Raw genomic sequence first — 19664 nt, forward strand, 5'->3', positions numbered from 1 at the left:
AGTCACTCCAGAAACCAAATCCATATTCTCCGGGATCTTCCGCGCGTTTAACAGTTTTTATATATAGTATATTGGAAGTATTATTCCATCCCTGCTGCATTTTGCGTCATAATTCTTCCATTTGATATGTTCACGTGCACCACAGCAAGGGTCAATGCGCATATATACTTAAAATCAGCACGCTGGTACTGTGAATGCCCCCAAACTCCATGATCAGGGGCGAATCACCAGCAAGGCGGTCACGCTATGACCACAGGCAACCTTAAGTCGATGATCAGAAAGCAGATCAAACCGGCAATCGTCCTTTTTTTACTCCTCACGCTTGTCACGGGGATCGTATATCCCCTGTTTGTCACCGGAATCGCACAAGTGATCTTTCCAGTACAGGCCAACGGGAACCTGATCGAACATAACGGCAAGGTTGCAGGCTCGGCACTGATAGGCCAGCCGTTCGATTCCCCGGAGTACTTCTGGGGCCGCCTCTCGGCCACCTCCCCGGTGCCCTACAATGCCGGTGCGTCGTCCGGCTCGAATCTCGGGCCGAACAATCCTGCACTCATCGATGCCGTGAAAGCCCGGGTCGATGCCCTGCATGCAGCAGATCCCGGGAATATGCAAGCGATTCCCGTGGACCTGGTCACCGCATCCGCAAGCGGCCTCGATCCTGACATATCTGTCGCATCTGCCGAATACCAGGTACCCCGCATTGCCCGGGAACGGAACCTGAGCGAACAGGACGTCCACGCACTGGTCGGGCAGCAGATCGAACCCCGCCAGTTCGGACTCTTCGGTGAGCCACGGGTCAACGTCCTGTCCCTGAACCTTGCGCTCGATGACTTAAGTGCGGGTCGCATTACGGTCTCTCCCCAGCCGGTGTCGTGGTCCGCCCAGCTCCAGATGTACTTCCAGACTCCCGTATTCGGTATGCGGATGTCGGACTGGCTCCAGCTGATCCTCTTCATTATCGTCATTGCCTTCTGCGTTGTCCCCCTGGGCGGGTGGATGGCAAAGGTTTATACCGGTAAACCCAATTTCATGACTCCGGTTACTGACTTTGTCGAACAGAAATTCCTTGTTCTGGCAGGTGTGGACGGGAATGTAGAGATGGACTGGAAGGAGTTTGCCGTGGCCCTCATGGTCTTTACCGTACCCTGTATCCTTGTCGTATTCCTCCTCCAGCTCGTCCAGCAGTTCCTGCCACTCAATCCCGCCGGGCTCGGGCCGGTGCCATGGGACCTTTCCCTGAACACTGCAGTCAGTTTTGCCACAAACACCAACTGGCAGGCGTATGTGCCGGAAGTCACCGTCAGTTATTTCACCCAGATGGCCGGGCTCGCCGTCCAGAACTTCATGTCGGCTGCAAAAGGCATGGCCGTGCTGATCGCACTCATCCTTGCGTTCTCCCGGCGTTCGGGCACCACCATCGGCAACTTCTGGGTACTCCTCATCCGGAGTGTCATGATCCTGCTGCCCATCTGCCTTGCAATTGCACTCGTGCTGGTCTGGCAGGGAGTACCCCAGACGTTCAGCGGCCCGGTCACGGTCCCGCTCCTCGACCCGGTGAATGACAGCAACGGGAATCTTGTCACCACGCAAACGCTCCCGCTCGGGCCGGTGGCGTCCCAGATCGCGATCAAGCAGCTGGGCACAAACGGGGGAGGCTTCTACAATGCCAATTCCGCCCACCCGTTCGAGAACCCCACGCCATTCTCCAACTTCCTCGAGACACTCGCGATCCTCTTCATTCCCACGGCACTCTGTTACACGTTCGGAAAAATGATCGGCTCGGGGCGCAAAGGGATCGCCCTGCTGATGGCGATGACCATCATATTCCTGCCGCTTGCCGGTATAGCGATCTATTCGGAGCTGGGAGGCAACCCGGCATTTACTGCACTGGGCATCGATCAGGACCCCGGGCATGCACAGCCGGGAGGGAACATGGAGGGCAAGGAAGTCCGGTTCGGGATCGTCCCGTCGGCGTTTTTCTCAGTGGTTACGACAGTCACCTCTTGCGGGGCCGTCGATTCGATGCATGATTCCTACATGCCGCTTGGCGGGTTAGTCCAGATGTTCGATATACAGCTTGGGGAGGTGGTCTATGGCGGCGTGGGTTCAGGCCTTTACGGCATGCTCGTCTTTGCCATCATCGCCATGTTCATTGCCGGCCTTATGGTAGGCAGGACCCCGGAACTCTATGGCAAGAAGATCGAACAGAACGAGATGAAGCTCGCAACCATCATCATCCTGGTTCCGATCTTCCTGATCCTCACCTTCACGGCCATTGCGGTAATGACGGCCGCGGGCCAGGCCGGGGCGTTCAACCCGGGACCGCACGGGTTCTCCGAGATCCTGTACGCATTCTCGTCTACATCCCAGAACAATGGCAGCGCCTTTGCCGGGCTCAATGCCAACAGCCTCTTCTATAATCTCACGACGGCATTTGCCATGTTCGTCGGACGGTACCTCGTGATCATTCTGACCCTTGCCCTTGCCGGTTCGCTCGTCGCGAAGAAGATCGTCCCGGCCAGCGAAGGCACCCTGCGGGATCATCGCCCGCTCTTCATAGTCTGGCTGGTGTTTGTCATCCTTATTATCGGGGGCCTGAGTTTCCTGCCTGCCCTCTCGCTGGGGCCTGTTGCAGAATACATGAGTATGGTTGCAGGAGGGCTGATCCATGTCTGAACACGGGAAGACAAAAAATGCCTATGATACCCCGGGGCTCTACCGGAGGGCAGTGATCGATGCATTCATCAAACTGGATCCCCGCACCCTGATCCGGAACCCCGTGATGTTCACGGTGGAGGCCGGCAGTGTTATCACCACGCTGCTCTGGCTCCAGGCCCTCACCGGCGCGGGGGAAGCCCCTGCCGGGTTCATCGGTGCAGTCTCGGCCTGGCTCTGGTTCACCGTGCTGTTTGCAAACTTTGCCGAAGCCCTTGCCGAGGGCAGGGGAAAGGCACAGGCAGACGCCTTGCGCAAGATGCGGCAGGACACCTCGGCAAAAAAACTGCATCCCGGTCACGTAGTCACCAAAGGCAAGGAACCGTCATCCCTCGATTATGTCGAAGTCTCGTCCTCAACCCTCATCAAGTCCGATCTCTTCTATGTACGGGCAGGGGATACGATCCCTGTCGACGGGGAGATCATCGAGGGGATTGCCTCAGTCAATGAGAGTGCCATCACCGGGGAAAGTGCACCGGTCATCCGCGAATCCGGTGGAGACAGAAGTGCCGTGACCGGAGGAACAGCCATCCTTTCCGACTGGCTCGTTGTCCGGGTCAGCGCAAACCCGGGCGAAGGATTCCTCGATCACATGATCAGCCTTATTGAAGGGGCAAAACGACAGAAGACTCCCAACGAGATCGCCCTCAACATCCTCCTCATCGGCCTGACCGCCGTCTTCATGCTAGTGTCCGCCACCCTCTATGCCTTCTCGAAATACAGTGTCGCAACTGCCGGTGTGGGAACGACCGTGACGATCACGGTCCTTATTGCCCTTTTCGTTTGCCTCGCCCCAACAACAATTGGCGGACTGCTCAGTGCGATCGGCATCGCCGGCATGGACCGCCTGATCCAGCGCAACGTGATCACGACCTCCGGTCGGGCCATCGAAGCCGCCGGGGACGTGGATGTCCTCCTGCTCGATAAGACCGGGACGATTACGCTGGGCAACCGCCAGGCCGTGGAACTGATCCCGGTTGACGGCACCGACATGATGGACCTGGCCGAGACCGCACAGCTCGCCTCCCTGGCCGACGAGACACCGGAAGGCCGGAGCATTGTCGTGCTCGTCAAGGAAAAATACAATCTCCGCGGCCGGTCGGTCGTGTCTGCCGATGCCGGGATTGATACCCGGTTCATCCCGTTCACGAGCCAGACGCGGATGAGCGGGGTTGACCAGGGAGAACTCCGCATCCGCAAGGGTGCGGCAGATGCAGTGTTTGCCCACATCCGGAAGTGCGGCAAATCCGGGGTGTCTGATCAGCTCCTGCAGGTGGTGGACAGCATCGCCCGTGCCGGCGGCACTCCCCTTGTCGTCACGAAAAACGGGAACGCTCTCGGTGTCATTCACTTAAAAGACATAGTCAAAGGGGGTATCAAGGAGCGGTTTGCCCAGCTCCGGAAGATGGGGATCAAGACCGTCATGATCACCGGGGACAACCGTCTCACGGCAGCCACCATAGCGGCAGAAGCCGGGGTGGACGATTTCCTTGCAGAGGCCACGCCCGAGAGCAAGCTCAAGCTTATACGGGAGTACCAGACCGGCGGGCGGATGGTCGCGATGACCGGGGACGGGACCAACGATGCCCCCGCGCTCGCCCAGGCAGATGTCGCCGTGGCGATGAATACCGGTACCCAGCCGGCCCGGGAAGCGGCAAACATGATCGATCTCGATTCCAATCCCACGAAACTGATCGAGATCGTTGAGATCGGAAAGCAGCTCCTCATGACCCGGGGGGCTCTGACCACATTTTCCATTGCAAACGATATCGCGAAGTACTTCGCCATCATCCCAGTCGCGTTTGCCTCGACGTACCCTTCCCTTGCCAGTCTCAATGTGCTCGGGCTGCAAAATGGTATCCTGTCAGCGGTGATCTTCAATGCCATTATCATCGTCCTCCTCATCCCGCTTGCCCTGCATGGTGTGAAATACCGGGCCATGTCGGCAGAAGATGCGCTGCGCAACAACATCCTCATCTATGGTGTCGGAGGACTTATTGCCCCATTCATTGGAATAAAGATCATCGATATGCTGCTGGTGCTGATTGGAGTGCACTGATATGCTGCTGATGCTGCCCGGAGTGTGACACGCTGCCCATGGCCAACCCTCAGGAATGCCGTCCGGACCCGGACACCCTCCTCGTCCACATCACGGAAGGGGAGCGGCAGAAGCACCGGGGAAGGCTGAAGATCTTCCTTGGTTATATCGCCGGCGTAGGTAAGACCTACGAGATGCTCAGGGCAGCGCACCTGCGGAAGGACGAAGGGGTTGACGTCCATATCGGGTATATAGAGACTCATGGCAGGATCGAGACGGAAGCCCTGGTCGCGGGGCTTGCAAATATCCCGAGGAAGCAGGTGGAATACCGGGGCGTCGTGATCCCGGAAATGGACCTTGATGCGATCCAGAAAATCAGCCCCTCCCTTGTGCTGGTCGATGAACTCGCCCATACCAATGCCCCGGGATCGCGTCACCCCAAGCGCTACCAGGACGTCGAGGAACTGCTCTCCGAGGGGATCGATGTCTATACTACCCTCAACATTCAGCACGTGGAGAGCCTCAACGACGTGGTCGCCCAGATCTCCGGCATCATTGTCCGGGAGACCATACCCGACCGGGTGATCGACGAGGCCACCGAGATCGAGGTGGTGGATCTCGCGCCGCCGGAACTCCTCCAGCGGCTGAGGGAGGGCAAGGTGTACGTGCCGGACATGGCCCGGACAGCGATCGAGCAGTTCTTCAACGAAGGCAACCTCTATGCCCTCCGGGAGCTTGCACTCCGTCGGGCTGCTGAACGGGTCGATGACCAGATGCTTGCGTACATGCAGACACGGGCGATACCCGGCCCCTGGGCAGCGAGCGAGCACCTGCTGGTCTGTATCGGCCCAAGCCCCTTGTCCGAACGGCTGGTCCGCACTGCCCGCCGTCAGGCCGATCGGATGAACGCGACCTGGAGCGCCGTATATATCGAGACCCCTTCACACCACCGTCTTTCAAAAGAGGGAAAGGAGCAGCTGTGGCGAACCCTCCAGCTTGCTGAAAAACTGGGTGCCACAACAGCCACACTCTTCGGTCTCAACGTTGCATCCACCGTCATTGAGTACGCCCGCAGGCACAACGTGACACGTATCGTCATCGGTAAGACCCTGCGCCCACGGTGGCAGGAGTTCGTGTTCGGGTCGGTCGTCGACCAGCTTATCCACAACAGCGGTGCAATCGATGTCTATGTCATCAGCGGTGGAAAGGGCGAGCCGGACAAACCGGCCAAAATGGAACCGCTCCTGCCGGCAACGCCCCCGAAAGATTACATCGCCAGCCTTGCACTTGTCGTGGTCGTCACGATTCTCGGATGGCTGATCCACCGGTTCATCTCACCGACAAATGAGGCCATGCTTTTCCTGCTGGCCGTTGTAGTGGTGGCGTGGCGCCGGGGTCTCTGGCCTGCCATCTTCACCAGTATCATCGGCGTGCTCGCCTTTGACTTCTTCTTCGTGCCGCCCTATTTCAGCTTCAGGTTCACTGACACGGAATACCTGATCACGTTTGCCGGCATGGTCATCGTGGGATCGATGATCAGTCTCCTTGTGGCACGGGCAAAAGACTATGCGGACGCGGCCAGCCTCCGCGAGAAGGAGACGGGGACGCTGTATGCCCTCTCGCAGGACCTCGCGGTGGCAGTCACAAAGGATTCGATCATCGGGGCGGTCCGTAACCATATCCATGGAATTTTCGAGTGGGATTCGGTATTCCTGCTGCCAAAACAGAACGGTCTCGTGGTCCACTCTGCAAGCCCGGGCCTTGTCACCGATGATGACGACATCGCTGTCGCAACCTGGGCATTCCAGCACGGGGCTGTTGCCGGGTATGATACCGATACCCTGCACGGGTCGCGGCTCCGGTACATCCCCCTCCATGGTACCCAGGGCGTGGTAGGGATCATGGGGGTCAGGCCCACGGAACCGAACGGCGTGATTACGCCCGAACAGTCCCGGATCCTGACCGCGTTTGCAAACCAGGCTGCTCTCGCACTCGAGCGGGTAAACCTGACCATCACGAGGAAATAATGGGTTTGACTCCGTATCTGTCGTATTAAACTATACTGCATGCGTTTTTGCAACCGGTGAAGAGCAATCTGAAAAAAGGAGATAATTCCGGAGGGGGAGGGGAAACATCAGCGGGAAGGTTTCCCGGAGCCATGAGGATGCTCCCCCGGCACCCAGCGGTCGCCGTCCTTCCGGAATTCTTTCTTCCAGATCGGGACGCCTTTTTTGATCTCTTCAATGATGTAGCGTGAACCCGCGTACGCCTCGGGGCGGTGGCCGGCACTGGCGACAATGATCAGGATATTCTCGCCGACGGAGAGCCGGCCGATCCGGTGGACGATGTCCACGTGGAAGAGGTTATGCAGTTTTTTGGCGTCCTCCGCGATCTTCTCAAGCTCGCGAAGGGCGACCTCCTCGTATGCCTCGAGCTCCATCTCCCGGATATCGTCGTCCCTTACAACCCCGTCAAAAAGAACGACCGCACCGGTGCCCGGGCATTTCGCCTCGTGGACCAGCCGGTTGATGTCGACGTCTTCGTGCTGGATAGCGATCATGATAATTCAGCCGTAGTTATCCACCGGCAACCGGAGGGAATACTGCAATCTCGTCCCCGTCCGCCACCTTAACCGTTACCGTCTCTGCAAGCTCGAGGCGTTTGCCGTTTCGCATCACGATCACGAACTCGCGGAAGTTACCCTTCTCGTCAAAGATCGCGTCGTAGCCTTCCTTCTTTTTCTGTGCAATGTCCTTAACCAGGGTTGCAAGCACTGTACCGCTCTTCTTCTCAATCAGGATATCGGTACCGAGCAGTTCCCGGAACCGGGCAAAAAACCGTACTTTTACTGTCATTTCTTCTTCCTCGCTGGGGTCTTGGCAGGAGTTTTCGTAATGGTGTGGCTGCCGCAGACGGGGCACTTCGGGTCCCGCTCAACACAGATCTCTTCAGCATGGGATTCAAGACCGTCCCAGATAAGGAGCCGGTTGGTCAGCAACCTGCCATCGTGGATCAGGTACTTGATCACCTCCGTGGCCTGGATCATCCCGATGAGCCCGGGAGTGACACCGACAACCGGGAAGACCTCCTTTGGCGGGGCCTTCGGGAAGATACACTTCAGGCACGGGGTCACGCCGGGGATGATCGTGGTTGCCTGCCCATACAGCCCGCGGATGGCGCCGTGAAAGAGCGGGATATTTTTCTTTACCGCAGTCTCGTTGAGCAGGTACCGGGTCGGAAAATTGTCCATCGCATCAACGATACCGCTGGAAGTACCGACGAGCCTTGCCACATTTGTCTCATCGATGGTCGTATCCACGACATTCACCGTGATATCGGGATTGATCTCCCGCAGCTTCTCCCCTGCCGAAGCGGTCTTTTTCTTCCCGATATCACGGTCATAGTGGAGGATCTGCCGGTTGAGGTTTGTCAGTTCGACTACGTCCATGTCGACAACCGTGAGCGTGCCGACACCGGCCACCGCAAGATAAATGGAGATGGGCGAGCCAAGGCCGCCAGCCCCGGCTATGAAGATCTTCGCTTTCTTGAGCTTCTCCTGCCCCTCTTCCCCGAAGAGCAGGATCTGGCGCTTGTATCTGTCGAGTTCACGCTCGGATAACATGGTTCACCTGGGTCTCACCTGGAAACCCGTTATTTCATGATACGGGATCACCGGGCAGGCCGGAATTCATTTCATTTCACCATTGGCGGGAGAATTTATATGAAATCATGTATCGGCAAATTTTTCCTGATCCCGTGCGATCAGTGAGATCCTGTCATGAGGACCCGGGGATTCCCGGTACCGTGCAGGTTCCCCCTCAGTGCTGGCAGGTCAGGTCTTCCTCGTGGTCGTGGGAGTGCGGGTTCTTCTCTTCCCACTCGGGCATCCCGTGTTTCTTCCGGTAATCGTTGATCGCCTTGTGGATGCCCTCTTCGGCCAGCACCGAGCAGTGCATCTTGATTGGCGGGAGCCCTTCGAGCGCTTCTGCCACCGCCTTGTTGGAGAGGGCCCAGGCATCTTCAAGGGTCTTGCCCCGGACAAGCTCGGTCGCCATGCTGCTCGATGCAATCGCAGCACCGCACCCGAACGTCTTGAACTTTGCATCGGTGACGATGTTGTTCTCGATCTTCAGGAAGATCTTCATGATGTCGCCGCAGACCGGGTTGCCAACCTCACCAATACCGTCCGCATTCTCCATCTCCCCAACGTTACGCGGGTTCTTGAAATGGTCCATGACCTTGTCACTGTACATTGCAGCCTCCTTCCTTTCCGCTCTTCAGGTACAAGGGAGACATCTCCCTCAAGCGGGATACAACCTTCGGTAGTACCGCGAGCACGAAATCCACATCTGCGTCTGTATTCACGTTGCCGAGCGTGAGCCGCAGCGAACCATGCGAGATCTCGACCGGGAGCCCGGTCGCAAGCAGGACATGGGAGGGCTCAAGCGACCCTGATGTGCAGGCACTGCCGGTCGACGCACAGATCCCTTCGTCGTCAAGCCAGAGGAGGATCCCTTCCCCCTCGATGAATTTGAAGCTGATATTGATATTCCCAACAAGCCTCTTCTCCGGGTGCCCGTTGAGGTGGGCATCCGGAATCTTATCGAGAATCCCCTTCATAAGCCTGTCCCGCAGTGCCCGGATCCTGCGGTTGTGTCCTTCAATGTCAGCAGTCGCGAGCTCGATCGCTTTCCCGAGCCCGACGATCCCGGCAATATTCTCTGTGCCTGCCCGGCGCCTTCGTTCCTGACCACCGCCATGGATCAGGTTGTCAATCTTGGTGCCTTTCCGGATATAGAGGGCGCCGACACCTTTAGGGCCGTAGAACTTGTGGGCAGAAAGGGAGAGGATATCTATGTTCTGGGTTTTCACGTCAACCGGCACGTTCCCGATTACCTGCACAGCATCGGTATGGAATGGGATCTTGTGCTTCCGGGCAATGGCACCCAGTTCCGCGACAGGCTCGATGGTACCGATTTCGTTGTTGGCATACATGATGGTGATCAGGATCGTCTGGTCCGTGATCGCCTTCTCGAGCTCTGCGGGATCCACAAGACCGTACTGGTCGACCGGGAGGTAGGTGACGGTGAATCCTTCCTTCTCCAGGTACTCGCAGGTATGAAGCACCGCATGGTGCTCGATCTTCGAGGTGATGATATGGTTGCCTTTCTTCCGGTTTGCAGAGGCCACACCCTTGATGGCCCAGTTATCGGACTCGCTCCCTCCGGAGGTAAAATAGATCTCATCAGGCTCGGCTCCCAGTGCCTTAGCCACCTGCTCCCGTGCAGTGTCGATCGCTTTTTTGGTGGCCCGGGTGATGCTGTAGATCGATGAGGGGTTTCCGAAGAATTCGATATGATAGGGTATCATCGCGTCCAGTACCTCTTTGCGGACGTACGTGGTGGCGGAATGGTCCATGTAAACGATGCGTTTCTCTCCCATGCTCTTCACCGTATACCAGAATATGTGGCTCGTCGTTTGATTATTCTTTCCTTGAATATCAGGAAGTGATTGCCCTGTCCGCTACGATCCCGTAAGGACTGCCGGGGGACAGGCAAGTTATATCAGTTGTCAGGTCAAATTCACAATTGTGAATGCAATCTATTATGTCGAGATTGTTACAACATAAAGGTTGTGTTGTGATGGAAGCTCCGTGTCAGAAGATCGTTTGGGATGTCCTGCCCGCAATCCGGGCGGCAATCGCGGTGGAACTCGTTAAATGTGGCGTTTCCCAGGTGGAAGCAGCGCGAATGCTCGAGATCGCGCCCTCCGCGGTATCGCAGTACCTGTCAGGAAAACGCGGGTACAGGATCGAATTTGAGAATGATGTAAAACAGACCATCGAGCTGCTTGCACAGGATCTCAGGGACGGCAGGAAAGTGAACCTTGTCAAGCGCATCTGTGACATCTGCCACCAGCTGCGCGATGGCGAGGAGACCCAGTGCGGTGGCGGCTCCTCAGACGTACCCCCGAAAGAACGGTGCGGTTCATAAATCCACTATCTCCTTTCATCTGTTTTTTGTTATATAGGGTGACATCATGAGCGATTCAGAGAAAAAGCAGGTTCTTCTCCGTAACCTCCGAAACCATGGCTCGATGCTCGTTGCCTTTTCCGGGGGCGTCGACAGCACGCTCCTCGCTGCTCTGGCACGTGAGGCTCTGGGAGACAGGAGCCACTGTGTCCTTCTCGACAGCCCGGTGGTACCACGGGCTGCAGTTGCGCAGGCAGAGGAGATCGCACGCGATCTCGGGCTGGCACTGGACATTATCCCGGTCCCCCACATGGAACACGGGGAGTTCTGCAACAACCCGGACAACCGCTGCTATTACTGCAAGAAGATCTCGGCAGCCCACCTGCGGAAACGTGCCGCTGAACTCGGGATCGCCACTATTGCCGACGGCATCAATGTCTCGGACATGGACGAACACCGCCCGGGTCTCGCGGCCTCGACTGAGGAGGGAATCCTCCACCCGTTCATCGAGGCCGGGTGCACCAAGCAGGACATACGGGACATTGCGAAGGCATGCGGGCTTCCGGTCTGGCAGAAGCCTTCGGCTGCCTGCCTCTCGTCCCGCATCCCGTACGGTGACAGCATCACCACAGAAAAACTCCGGATGATCGAGAAGGCCGAGACATTCCTTGCTGCACAGGGATTTGGCCAGTTGCGGGTGCGCCTGCACGGCAACATTGCCCGGATAGAAGTACATAAAGAGGAAATGAAGAGAATACTGGATCTGCAGGCCGCAATAACCGGTACCCTCAAATCGCTCGGGTTCTCCTATATCACCCTCGATCTTGAAGGGTACCGTAGTGGCAGTATGGACGAAGTGCTGAACGACTGACCGTTGCTCATTTCACGGAAACGAGACATCCCATGTTCAAAAAAATCCCCTGCATACGGGTCGATGGCGAGACGTTCACCAGCGGCCAGCACGAAGTGATCGAAGAGGTGCCCCTTGCTCTTTTTGTCAACGGGCGGCACGCAATGACCGCGATGATGAGCCCCGTGCAGCTTGAGGAATTTGTCACCGGCTACCTCTTCACCGAACAGATCATCAAGGGCGTTGACGAGATCGAGTCGATAAAAATCGACAAGAACCGGATGAGCGTGATCACGAAGAACCTCTTCAAGGTGCTCGGGCCAAAGAAAACCATCCTCTCCGGCTGTGGGGGGAGCACATCCTACATTGATACGGAGAAGCTGCCGAAGATCACATCCGATTATGTCATCAGCCCGCAGGAGATCTGGAGTTCAGCAAAGGCGGTCCTCAACTCCGAGCTCCACATGACCACCGGGGGAATCCATATCGTCGCCCTCCTTGACCACGAGAAGATCCTTGCGGTGTCCGAGGACATCGGCAGGCATAATGCTCTCGACCGGGTGATCGGGACTGCTCTCCGCAAGGGAATTGATCTTTCGCATTCCTATGTGATCGTATCCGGGCGGATCTCGTCGGAGATGGTTCGCAAGTGCCTGATTGCAAACATTCCGGTTATTATCTCGCGGGGCGCAACCACCACCCTTGCCGTGGAGATCGCGGAGAAGACGGGGCTTGCTGTGATCGGTTTTGCCCGGGGCGGGAAGCTGAACATCTACACCCACCCGGAACGGATTGCAGGATCAGAATCTGTTTCCGGCTAATTCCCTGCCAAGCTCCCGTTTCAGCTGGCAGAGCTGGCAGAGTTCTCTGCTGCAGGGATCCCCGCATTCCCGGCAGCTGCGGAGGGGATCGGTGGCAATGACACCTGTGCAGGATTTTTCGATCTTCCCCTTGCTCTCCATGAGGCGAAGCATAGTTCCCGGGTGACGGTATTCGAGGGACGAGAGCATCGATCGCACTTCCCTGCGCAGGGCGTGCCGGGCGTACGGGCATTCCGGCAGGTCATTCCATGCATTTCGGAGCAGAAGATAGGCAGCAATCTCTTTTTCCGAAACCGCCATGAGAGGTTTTATCCGCGGGATGAACCGGCCCGAGGAGTCGGTGCTGCTGTCCCGCACGAGCCGCGGCAGGTCGCCCCGGAGCACGTTCATCAGCACCGACTGGGCCTCGTCGTCGAGGTTGTGCCCGGTAGCAAGTTTTGTTGCCCCGGCTTCCCGGGCTGCGCTGGCGAGCGCCTTCTTCCGCAGGATACCGCAGATGCTGCAGGCCTGGGATTCCCTTCCGGAGATGATCCCGTCCAGCGAATCCCCGAAGATATCAGGGAACGTCACGTGACGGTGTTCCACGCCAAGGGTGCGGGCAAAGCGATCTGCGGACTGGATCGTCTCTTCGCGGTACCCGCGTATCCCCTCATCGACTGTCACCGCCACAAGCCGGATATTCTCCCATGACGGAAGCAGCTTTGAGATAATCATCATAAGCGCAGTCGAGTCCTTGCCCCCGCTCAGGCCCACGGCTACGGTGTCGCCCGGGACAATCAGGTTCCGTGCGGCAATCGTATCCGCGACACGCTGCTCTATGCGGTCAAAAAAATGCACACGGCAGAGGTGGCAGTGTGCCAGCCGATCGAAGAATACTGCAGGTTCAGAACAGAGTGAACACCGGGGCTGGCCCTCCATAGCGCTGCCATTACCCATGATTCACCCCCCGTGTGCGATCCGGATCAGCCGAATCTCGTCGTCATCGCCGACAACGGTATCTTCCGGGATAAGCATCCCGTTCCTGGAGACGATCACCTCGTGGGGATTGATGCCTTCGGCAAGGAGAATCTGGTCGAGAGGCACCGGCCGGCCCGCGATCACCCGTTCCGTCCGATCCGGCAGGATGAGTTTCATAGTCCAAGAGAGTATGGGAGAGCAGGTTTCTTAAACATCCCGGTACGGAGATCCCGGGCATCCGCCGTCAGGAGGTAGACTCTGACAGCGACGGTTTGATAAAACGATGGGTAGAACAGGATACAGGAGTTTTTGTGCAGGACCAGGCAGCGATCACAGAGGAGATCTACAGGCTCAGGGAAGAGCGGAACGCGATCCTTCTCGTCCACAACTACCAGCCGGCAGAGATCCAGGACATCGCCGACCTGACGGGGGACTCCCTTGAGCTCTCCCGGGCAGCGGCCACGATGGACGCGGACGTGATCGTTTTCTGCGGTGTGGATTTCATGGCCGAGACGGCGGCGATCCTCTCGCCGGAGAAGACCGTCCTGCTGCCCGCGGAGGATGCCTGCTGCCCGATGGCGCAGATGATCACGGCAGAGGAACTGCGCCTCGTCAAATCCCGGCACCCGGATGCAGCAGTGGTCTGCTACGTGAATACCACGGCCGATGTCAAAGCCGAGAGTGACATCTGCTGCACATCGTCAAATGCCGTGAAGGTCGTCAACTCGCTGGAGGAGGAGGAGATCATCTTCGTGCCTGACCAGAACCTGGGCCGGTACGCCCAGCGGTTCACAAAAAAGAGGATTTTGCCCTGGGAGGGGTTCTGCATAGTGCACGACCGGATCACGCCGGCCGATGTGCAGAATGCACGGAAGGCCCACCCGGGCGCGGAGGTGCTGGTGCATCCCGAGTGCCGGCCGGAAGTGATCGATCTCGCGGACCACGTGGCGAGCACATCGGGGATCATAAAACATGTCTGCTCCTCGGGTGCACGGGAGTTTATCATCGGTACTGAGGTCGGGATCCTCCACCGCCTCACAAAAGACTGCCCGGGGAAACAGTGTTTTCCGCTCTCTTCTGTTGCGATCTGCAGGAACATGAAAAAGACAGATCTCGGGAAAGTCCGGGACGCGCTCGTGACGCTCAGGCCCCGGATCACGGTGCCGGACGATGTCGCTGCCCGGGCACGGAAGGCGATCGTGCGGATGCTTGAGATCTGAAAGGCCGGTTTTCCCACCAGGGAGTTTTGACCATGACTGACAGTGATCTCATAGAGATGTACGGAAAGATGGCTCTCGCACTCGACCGGATCGAACACTGTCGGGAATTCGCAGAGATCATACCGGAAGTGAGGTCGAACCTCGTCTTTGCCCGGGAAGATGCAAAGACCCGCGAGGATGTACTAGCAATAGATGGCAGGATCACGGTAGTCGGCGGCATGCCTCATGCTGCGGGAAAACCACGGTTCGGTGCGTCCAGCCACATGGCACGGCTGATCATCGAGTACCGGAAGTACGATCCATTGGTACGGGCAGGGATCGATTTTGCAAGCACACCGGACCTGGCGCGATGGCTCGAGCGGTACTGCACGAAGAACGGGTGGGCATTCAGTGTCATCGACCGGAGAAACGAACCGGAAGAGATCAAAGAGGCGGAAGGTGCGTCCATGCCGTGGAAGGTGAAGGAAGCCATGCGGGCAGCGGGGGGCAAACCGCCGAAGATCTTCTACGAGACCGGTGCAATAGGGAAAGAACCGGTCTCGGTTCTCGTCGGCCGGGACCCGCTTGAGATTGTCGGACAAATCTGCACTATTGCGAAGTTATACCATGACCGCAGGTAAAGCAAAAATCGGAAAGATCGATCGCGAACTGTTCTCGGAATTCCTCCTACACCGCCTCGGGAAAGCCGACCCGTCGGTTATTGTACCTCCCATGACGGGGATCGATGCGGGCGTGGTGGATATCGGCAACGGGAACGTACTGGTCATTGCCGAAGACCCGATCTTTGCCGTCCCGAAACAGCCGCTCGATATGTTCGGCTGGTATACCGTCCATATCGGCGCAAGCGATGTGGCAGTCATGGGTGTCAGACCGCAGTACATGACCTATTCGCTCCTCCTTCCCCCGGAGACAAGCGATACCGATTTCCGGACCATTGTCGATTCGATCCACAGGACGGCCGTTGAGCTGGGGATCGCCATTGTCGGGGGCCATACGGGATACTATCCCGGCTTTTCAGCCCCGACCATCGGGGGAATTACGGTCTTTGCCATTACAGGAAAGGACACATATGTCACACCTGCGGGAGCACGGCCGGGCAACGATGTGATACTGACCAAGGGACCGGCCATCGAGACAGCGGGCATCCTGTCGGTCCTGCGCGAAACAGACTTGCAGAAGAACTACCCGGAAGGGCTGATCCGGGATGCACAGGCACTTTGCTACCAGATGACCGTGGTGAAGGATGCACTCACAGCAATGGCTGCCGGGGGAGTTACCGCAATGCACGATGCAACCGAGGGCGGGGTGATCGGCGGCCTCTTCGAGGTTGCCGAGGCAAGCGGTGTCGGGATGGTTATCGACGAGTCCCGTTTTGTGTACCCGGAGGAAGTGCGGATGGTATGCGAGATGTTTGCTATCGATCCCGTAGCGGCAATCGCTGAGGGCTCGCTCCTGATTACCGCGGACCAGGCCAGTTCAGAAAAGATTATCGGAGCGCTTGCAGAGGCCGGTATCCGATCATCGGTGATCGGGACCGTAACTGCCGATCCATTGAGCCGGACCCTGAAGCGGCGGGACGGCACGACAATCCCTCTCGCGATACCCGCACAGGACCCGTTCTGGCCGGTCTTTTTTGATAGTGTCATCTAGCCGTCAGCACCTACTTTTTTTGTGCCATGATCTTATTGTACATCTCCTCGCCCACGCATTCCTTCGCGTGCTTACACCATTGGACGCATGACCCGATGTCATTGTAGACAACAAAACCGCAGTTACTGCATTTCACCGAGAGATCGTTTGAGAAGAGTTCGACTTCCCCGCCGCACTGGGGACATTTCTTGATCGAGAGCGTGGGAGTGCGCAGGTTCGCTGCACCCGGACAGTGATCGAGCATGGTGACTCCGGCAGGAATGTCTGCATTCCGGCAGATGAAGCCAGCGGTTGTATCACCTGCTCGTTGTCAACGGCCTTCGGCTTCTCTCTCACGCGTCTACTCGAAGAACGCTTCCGCGTTCTTCTCCAGCCTGTAACGGTCATGCGACCGTTACCGTCTTATCCAAACATGTATGAGCCCGGCTCGCCTAATATCAGGCTGAACATGGCAGACAGGGAACTTATTTCCACGATAAAATACGTAGCCGGGACAAAGCCGGTCTTTTCCTTATCGGAGATACTTCCCTATCTCCACGAAACGCTCACGATTGGGGAGCTCTTCAGTTCCATTTCAGCCGATCTGCCCCGGCTCGGGCTCGTGGCAAAAAAGACAGGGGCAGACTTCGTGATCTCCCGGATCCCCCCTGTACAATCCTATATCCTCAACGAGGAGGAAGAGAAGCGTCTCACGGCATTCCTTGACAGCAGGGCCCTGCCGATCGTACTCGAAGACCACATTGAGCACTATATCACAAAAAAAGTGGGAAAGGAATGGACGGATCCGCTCATCACCGAACGGCTCCGGAAGGCCATTGTCGACCAGAAAAATGACTACTGGAAGCCTGCACACAGGCGTTCTCTCCGGTACACGAAAGGCTACAGTGTGCTCGGCTACCTTGCGTACCATTTCCCGGTCTACTTCATGCAGACAGAGCACCTGCTTGCACAGCTTGCCCGTGACGGCCTCCTGAAAAAATCCATGACCATTCTTGACGTAGGTACCGGGCCAGGAGTTGTCCCGCTTGCCATTGCGGATTTCTGGTCCCGTCTCGATAATGCTCAGGCTGCCGTATATTCTCTCGAACGCTCGGAGGAACATATCGAGGCGTTCCTGTTCCTGCGGGACGCCTTTGTACCCCGCGGGGGAAACGTCTCGATCAAACCGCCGATCAAAGCCGATATCACCCGGCCCGAGACGGCTGCACTCCCGGAGAAGATTGACCTGATCATCTTCTCCAACGTGCTCAACGAACTGACGGATGCCTCGATGGATACCCGGGCGGCGATAGTGGAGAGGATCGCAGAACGGCTGTCCCCGGACGGGACGATCCTTATCGTGGAACCTGCCGATGAAGAAAACGCGATCCGTATGCGGACCCTCACCGCGGAGCTCCAGAAAAAGGGCCTCTCCGTTTATTCCCCGTGCTCGTTCATCTGGGGCACTCCCTGTACTGCCCCCCGCTGCTGGAGTTTTCTTTCCGCCATGTATATCCGGAAGACCCGGCTGATGGAACACCTTGCCCGGTGCGATGAGCCATACCGGTATGTAAACACCGATATCAAGTACAGTTATGCATTCCTGCGAAAAGACGGCCTGCGGAAATTGGCATACCGGATTGGCCCCGGGTCAAAATTCCTCCGTCTGTCAAAAATCCACCTGCATGTTGGCAAGCGGATCAATGTTGCCGGCGTAAAGATGAGCGGGGAACTCGGGGATGCAAAGAACCATCTCTTCAAGATCTGCGATGGGACGGCAAAGACCCCGGTCTATGCGGTACTCCCGTCGTACCATGCTACGCCGGAGAACGAGGCCCTCCGCACGGCACCCTACGGTGCGGTGCTTGAGATGAGGGGTGTACTGGTGCGGTATAACAAGGAGCATGATGCGTACAACCTGCTGGTGAGCAGGAATACTGAAATACGGATGCCGGAGACTGAGATGCCGGAAGAGGATCTTTGAAGAAACCCGGAATAATATAAAAGCAGGCGAACAGTAAAGTGTTATAACGTGTGGTACTATGGACAACCTGAACCTGGCAAGCGATGAGTCCGTCATTTACCAATCGCAGAAGATCATCAGCAGCGGTACCGGTTACGAGGTGATCCTCACTAACAGGAGACTCATCCTTGCGGAAAGCGGGTCCGGAACAATCCGCGAGGATCTGCCATATGCTGCGATAATACGTGCTGTTCCGTATTTCAATACCCTGCGCGAGCCGGTTATCACCCTGACCATCTCTGCACCTGACAATAACACGCGACAACTCGACCTTATTTTCGTCCACGTGGCCGGAGATCTGAACGTCCAGGATCGTGATAAATGTTTTACGGCACTCATAGCCCGTAATGTTGCCGTGGAGGGGGCGCTTCATCCTGCCCCACCCCCATTGATGCGTAGGGGGAGCGATGAGTCGGCTACCGGCAGCGATGGAGAAAATGTCCGTCCCGCAACCCCGGAATGGACAATATTCGAGACATCCCGGTATACCAGACAACAGGAACCGGAAGACGTGAAGGCGCCACGTTCACCTCTCGTGCTGATCATCGCCGCCCTCCTCATCGCCGGACTCTGCATCGGAAGCATCCTCATCATCGGGCATATCATTGGATCAGAAAGCGCCAATGCAACGGATCGTGTGCAGGGTGAGGGACCCGTGGGATCCATGGCCACGGAGAGTGTTCCCCCAACGCTGATCCAGACGCCGGAAACTACAGCCGTTCCCCCTACAGAAGTCCCCCTCACACCGGGTGCAGTTCCCGCCGACGGCATCTGGATCCGGGTATCCTACCCGGGGAATTTTTCCGGAAGCGTGGGAGCAGAAGGATGGATAAGTGATGTGAACGGCTCCGGGACACAGGTGTACCAGCTGCCGGTCCATGACACGACCATAGAAGGGACGATTGAAAAGCAGGACGGTTCGGGAAACATCCTCGATGTCGGGATATATAACGGGGGAACGCTCGTATCAGGAAGCGCCACTTCAAAGCCATGGGGATCGATCGATCTTGATACACCCATAGGTCCTGCAATCATGAGCGGGCCGGAGACTGCTACTGCAACTCCGACCATCGCTGTCCCCCCCACGCCGGATACATCAATCGTCATGCACGCAGTCCCCCCGACAGGGATCTGGGTCAGGGTCGCGTACCCGGGCAATTTCACCGGCACGATCTCCACCAACGGGCTGGGCCAGGACGTGAACAGTTCCGGCGACCAGTTCTACCAGTTATCCATGTCCAGCGGGAGTATTGACGGATATATCGAGAAGGGGGACGGGTCCGTGAAGAACATGGTGGTGCAGGTCTACAAAGACGGGACACTCGTCACCTACGGCAATACCTCCGCACCGCTGGGCACGGTGGAGATCCATACGACGGTGTAAGGGATATCATATATGGGAAAAATGTACCATCCCACCAGATGAATTTGAA

At 57.3% G+C, this 19664-nt stretch carries 19 protein-coding genes; 11 read left to right on the forward strand and 8 right to left on the reverse strand.

Features of this window, described 5'->3' with window-relative positions; all coding sequences use genetic code 11:
• Positions 1-246 precede the first annotated feature (246 nt).
• From kdpA to ABSE13_RS02080, 3 genes are read left to right on the forward strand one after another with little or no spacing between them, the layout of a single operon-like run.
• Positions 247-2682, forward strand: coding sequence for a potassium-transporting ATPase subunit KdpA (kdpA, locus tag ABSE13_RS02070; RefSeq protein WP_424026827.1), 2436 nt, complete (start codon positions 247-249; stop codon positions 2680-2682).
• Positions 2675-4780, forward strand: coding sequence for a potassium-transporting ATPase subunit KdpB (gene kdpB, locus ABSE13_RS02075; protein WP_424026828.1), 2106 nt, complete (start codon positions 2675-2677; stop codon positions 4778-4780). The genes kdpA and kdpB overlap by 8 nt, the downstream gene beginning before the upstream one ends.
• A 38-nt stretch (positions 4781-4818) precedes the next feature.
• Positions 4819-6786 carry a DUF4118 domain-containing protein gene (locus tag ABSE13_RS02080; protein ID WP_424026829.1) on the forward strand — a complete coding sequence of 656 codons (1968 nt, stop codon included), beginning with the start codon at positions 4819-4821 and terminating at the stop codon, positions 6784-6786.
• A gap of 107 nt (positions 6787-6893) precedes the next feature.
• On the opposite strand, the gene ABSE13_RS02085 is transcribed toward ABSE13_RS02080, so the two are convergent.
• From ABSE13_RS02085 to nifS, 5 genes are all read right to left on the reverse strand, one after another.
• Positions 6894-7319, reverse strand: coding sequence for a molybdenum cofactor biosynthesis protein MoaE (locus ABSE13_RS02085; RefSeq protein ID WP_424026830.1), 426 nt, complete (start codon positions 7317-7319; stop codon positions 6894-6896).
• 16 nt (positions 7320-7335) lie between these two features.
• The gene (locus ABSE13_RS02090) at positions 7336-7614 is read right to left on the reverse strand and encodes a ubiquitin-like small modifier protein 1 (RefSeq protein ID WP_424026831.1); all 279 of its coding nucleotides are present in this window, start codon (positions 7612-7614) and stop codon (positions 7336-7338) included.
• Entirely contained in the window at positions 7611-8381 is a 771-nt protein-coding gene (locus ABSE13_RS02095) for a HesA/MoeB/ThiF family protein (protein ID WP_424026832.1), read from the reverse strand. The genes ABSE13_RS02090 and ABSE13_RS02095 overlap by 4 nt, the downstream gene beginning before the upstream one ends.
• A gap of 196 nt (positions 8382-8577) precedes the next feature.
• A complete protein-coding gene (nifU, locus tag ABSE13_RS02100) occupies positions 8578-9012 on the reverse strand; it encodes a Fe-S cluster assembly scaffold protein NifU (RefSeq protein WP_424026833.1) in 435 nt (144 codons plus the stop codon).
• Positions 9002-10201 carry a cysteine desulfurase NifS gene (gene nifS / locus ABSE13_RS02105; RefSeq protein ID WP_424026834.1) on the reverse strand — a complete coding sequence of 400 codons (1200 nt, stop codon included), beginning with the start codon at positions 10199-10201 and terminating at the stop codon, positions 9002-9004. Before nifS ends, nifU begins: the two co-directional genes overlap by 11 nt.
• 200 nt (positions 10202-10401) lie before the next feature.
• Between nifS and ABSE13_RS02110 the strand changes: the two genes are divergently transcribed.
• From ABSE13_RS02110 to fdhD, 3 genes are read left to right on the forward strand one after another with little or no spacing between them, the layout of a single operon-like run.
• Positions 10402-10752, forward strand: coding sequence for a transcriptional regulator (locus ABSE13_RS02110; protein ID WP_424026835.1), 351 nt, complete (start codon positions 10402-10404; stop codon positions 10750-10752).
• Positions 10753-10798: 46 nt separating this feature from the next.
• Complete coding sequence (gene larE / locus ABSE13_RS02115) at positions 10799-11602, forward strand: ATP-dependent sacrificial sulfur transferase LarE (protein WP_424026836.1); 804 nt, start codon at positions 10799-10801, stop codon at positions 11600-11602.
• A 32-nt stretch (positions 11603-11634) separates the two neighbouring features.
• Positions 11635-12402 carry a formate dehydrogenase accessory sulfurtransferase FdhD gene (gene fdhD / locus ABSE13_RS02120; RefSeq protein ID WP_424026837.1) on the forward strand — a complete coding sequence of 256 codons (768 nt, stop codon included), beginning with the start codon at positions 11635-11637 and terminating at the stop codon, positions 12400-12402.
• Here the strand turns inward: fdhD and ABSE13_RS02125 are convergent.
• Positions 12382-13338 (reverse strand): TIGR00269 family protein, encoded by a 957-nt coding sequence (locus ABSE13_RS02125; RefSeq protein WP_424026838.1) that lies wholly within the window; start codon positions 13336-13338, stop codon positions 12382-12384. The two genes, fdhD and ABSE13_RS02125, sit on opposite strands and share 21 nt — an antisense overlap.
• A 3-nt stretch (positions 13339-13341) precedes the next feature.
• Positions 13342-13536, reverse strand: a complete 195-nt coding sequence (locus tag ABSE13_RS02130; RefSeq protein ID WP_424026839.1) for a MoaD/ThiS family protein — start codon at positions 13534-13536, stop codon at positions 13342-13344.
• 134 nt (positions 13537-13670) lie between these two features.
• On the opposite strand from ABSE13_RS02130, the gene nadA reads away from it, so the two are divergent.
• The 3 genes from nadA to ABSE13_RS02145 are packed head-to-tail and all read left to right on the forward strand — an operon-like array spanning position 13671 to position 16229.
• The gene (gene nadA, locus ABSE13_RS02135; RefSeq protein ID WP_490356170.1) at positions 13671-14579 is read left to right on the forward strand and encodes a quinolinate synthase NadA; all 909 of its coding nucleotides are present in this window, start codon (positions 13671-13673) and stop codon (positions 14577-14579) included.
• A gap of 32 nt (positions 14580-14611) precedes the next feature.
• On the forward strand, positions 14612-15199 hold the full coding sequence (locus tag ABSE13_RS02140) for a thiamine-phosphate synthase family protein (RefSeq protein ID WP_424026840.1): 588 nt from the start codon (positions 14612-14614) through the stop codon (positions 15197-15199).
• Positions 15186-16229, forward strand: a complete 1044-nt coding sequence (locus tag ABSE13_RS02145) for an AIR synthase family protein (protein ID WP_424026841.1) — start codon at positions 15186-15188, stop codon at positions 16227-16229. The genes ABSE13_RS02140 and ABSE13_RS02145 overlap by 14 nt, the downstream gene beginning before the upstream one ends.
• A 10-nt stretch (positions 16230-16239) precedes the next feature.
• Here the strand turns inward: ABSE13_RS02145 and ABSE13_RS02150 are convergent, their stop codons facing one another.
• Entirely contained in the window at positions 16240-16473 is a 234-nt protein-coding gene (locus tag ABSE13_RS02150; protein WP_424026842.1) for a hypothetical protein, read from the reverse strand.
• Between ABSE13_RS02150 and ABSE13_RS02155 the strand changes: the two genes are divergently transcribed.
• Both ABSE13_RS02155 and ABSE13_RS02160 read left to right on the forward strand, forming a co-directional pair.
• Positions 16462-18192 carry a small ribosomal subunit Rsm22 family protein gene (locus ABSE13_RS02155; protein WP_424026843.1) on the forward strand — a complete coding sequence of 577 codons (1731 nt, stop codon included), beginning with the start codon at positions 16462-16464 and terminating at the stop codon, positions 18190-18192. The genes ABSE13_RS02150 and ABSE13_RS02155 overlap by 12 nt on opposite strands.
• Positions 18193-18250: 58 nt before the next feature.
• On the forward strand, positions 18251-19615 hold the full coding sequence (locus tag ABSE13_RS02160) for a hypothetical protein (protein ID WP_424026844.1): 1365 nt from the start codon (positions 18251-18253) through the stop codon (positions 19613-19615).
• The last annotated feature ends 49 nt before the right edge of the window (positions 19616-19664 follow it).

The sequence above is a fragment of the Methanoregula sp. genome, from assembly GCF_049518935.1.
Taxonomy (GTDB): Archaea; Halobacteriota; Methanomicrobia; order Methanomicrobiales; family Methanospirillaceae; genus Methanoregula.

Coding starts and splice junctions, on each gene's coding strand:
- kdpA (WP_424026827.1), top strand. CDS start 247: ATGACCACAGGCAACCTTAAGTCGATGATCAGAAAGCAGATCAAACCG.
- ABSE13_RS02085 (WP_424026830.1), bottom strand. CDS start 7,319: ATGATCGCTATCCAGCACGAAGACGTCGACATCAACCGGCTGGTCCAC.
- ABSE13_RS02150 (WP_424026842.1), bottom strand. CDS start 16,473: ATGCTCGATCACTGTCCGGGTGCAGCGAACCTGCGCACTCCCACGCTC.
- nifU (WP_424026833.1), bottom strand. CDS start 9,012: ATGTACAGTGACAAGGTCATGGACCATTTCAAGAACCCGCGTAACGTT.
- ABSE13_RS02160 (WP_424026844.1), top strand. CDS start 18,251: ATGGACAACCTGAACCTGGCAAGCGATGAGTCCGTCATTTACCAATCG.
- nifS (WP_424026834.1), bottom strand. CDS start 10,201: ATGGGAGAGAAACGCATCGTTTACATGGACCATTCCGCCACCACGTAC.
- ABSE13_RS02080 (WP_424026829.1), top strand. CDS start 4,819: ATGGCCAACCCTCAGGAATGCCGTCCGGACCCGGACACCCTCCTCGTC.
- ABSE13_RS02140 (WP_424026840.1), top strand. CDS start 14,612: ATGACTGACAGTGATCTCATAGAGATGTACGGAAAGATGGCTCTCGCA.
- ABSE13_RS02130 (WP_424026839.1), bottom strand. CDS start 13,536: ATGAAACTCATCCTGCCGGATCGGACGGAACGGGTGATCGCGGGCCGG.
- ABSE13_RS02095 (WP_424026832.1), bottom strand. CDS start 8,381: ATGTTATCCGAGCGTGAACTCGACAGATACAAGCGCCAGATCCTGCTC.
- ABSE13_RS02090 (WP_424026831.1), bottom strand. CDS start 7,614: ATGACAGTAAAAGTACGGTTTTTTGCCCGGTTCCGGGAACTGCTCGGT.
- ABSE13_RS02145 (WP_424026841.1), top strand. CDS start 15,186: ATGACCGCAGGTAAAGCAAAAATCGGAAAGATCGATCGCGAACTGTTC.
- fdhD (WP_424026837.1), top strand. CDS start 11,635: ATGTTCAAAAAAATCCCCTGCATACGGGTCGATGGCGAGACGTTCACC.
- kdpB (WP_424026828.1), top strand. CDS start 2,675: ATGTCTGAACACGGGAAGACAAAAAATGCCTATGATACCCCGGGGCTC.
- ABSE13_RS02110 (WP_424026835.1), top strand. CDS start 10,402: ATGGAAGCTCCGTGTCAGAAGATCGTTTGGGATGTCCTGCCCGCAATC.
- larE (WP_424026836.1), top strand. CDS start 10,799: ATGAGCGATTCAGAGAAAAAGCAGGTTCTTCTCCGTAACCTCCGAAAC.
- ABSE13_RS02125 (WP_424026838.1), bottom strand. CDS start 13,338: ATGGGTAATGGCAGCGCTATGGAGGGCCAGCCCCGGTGTTCACTCTGT.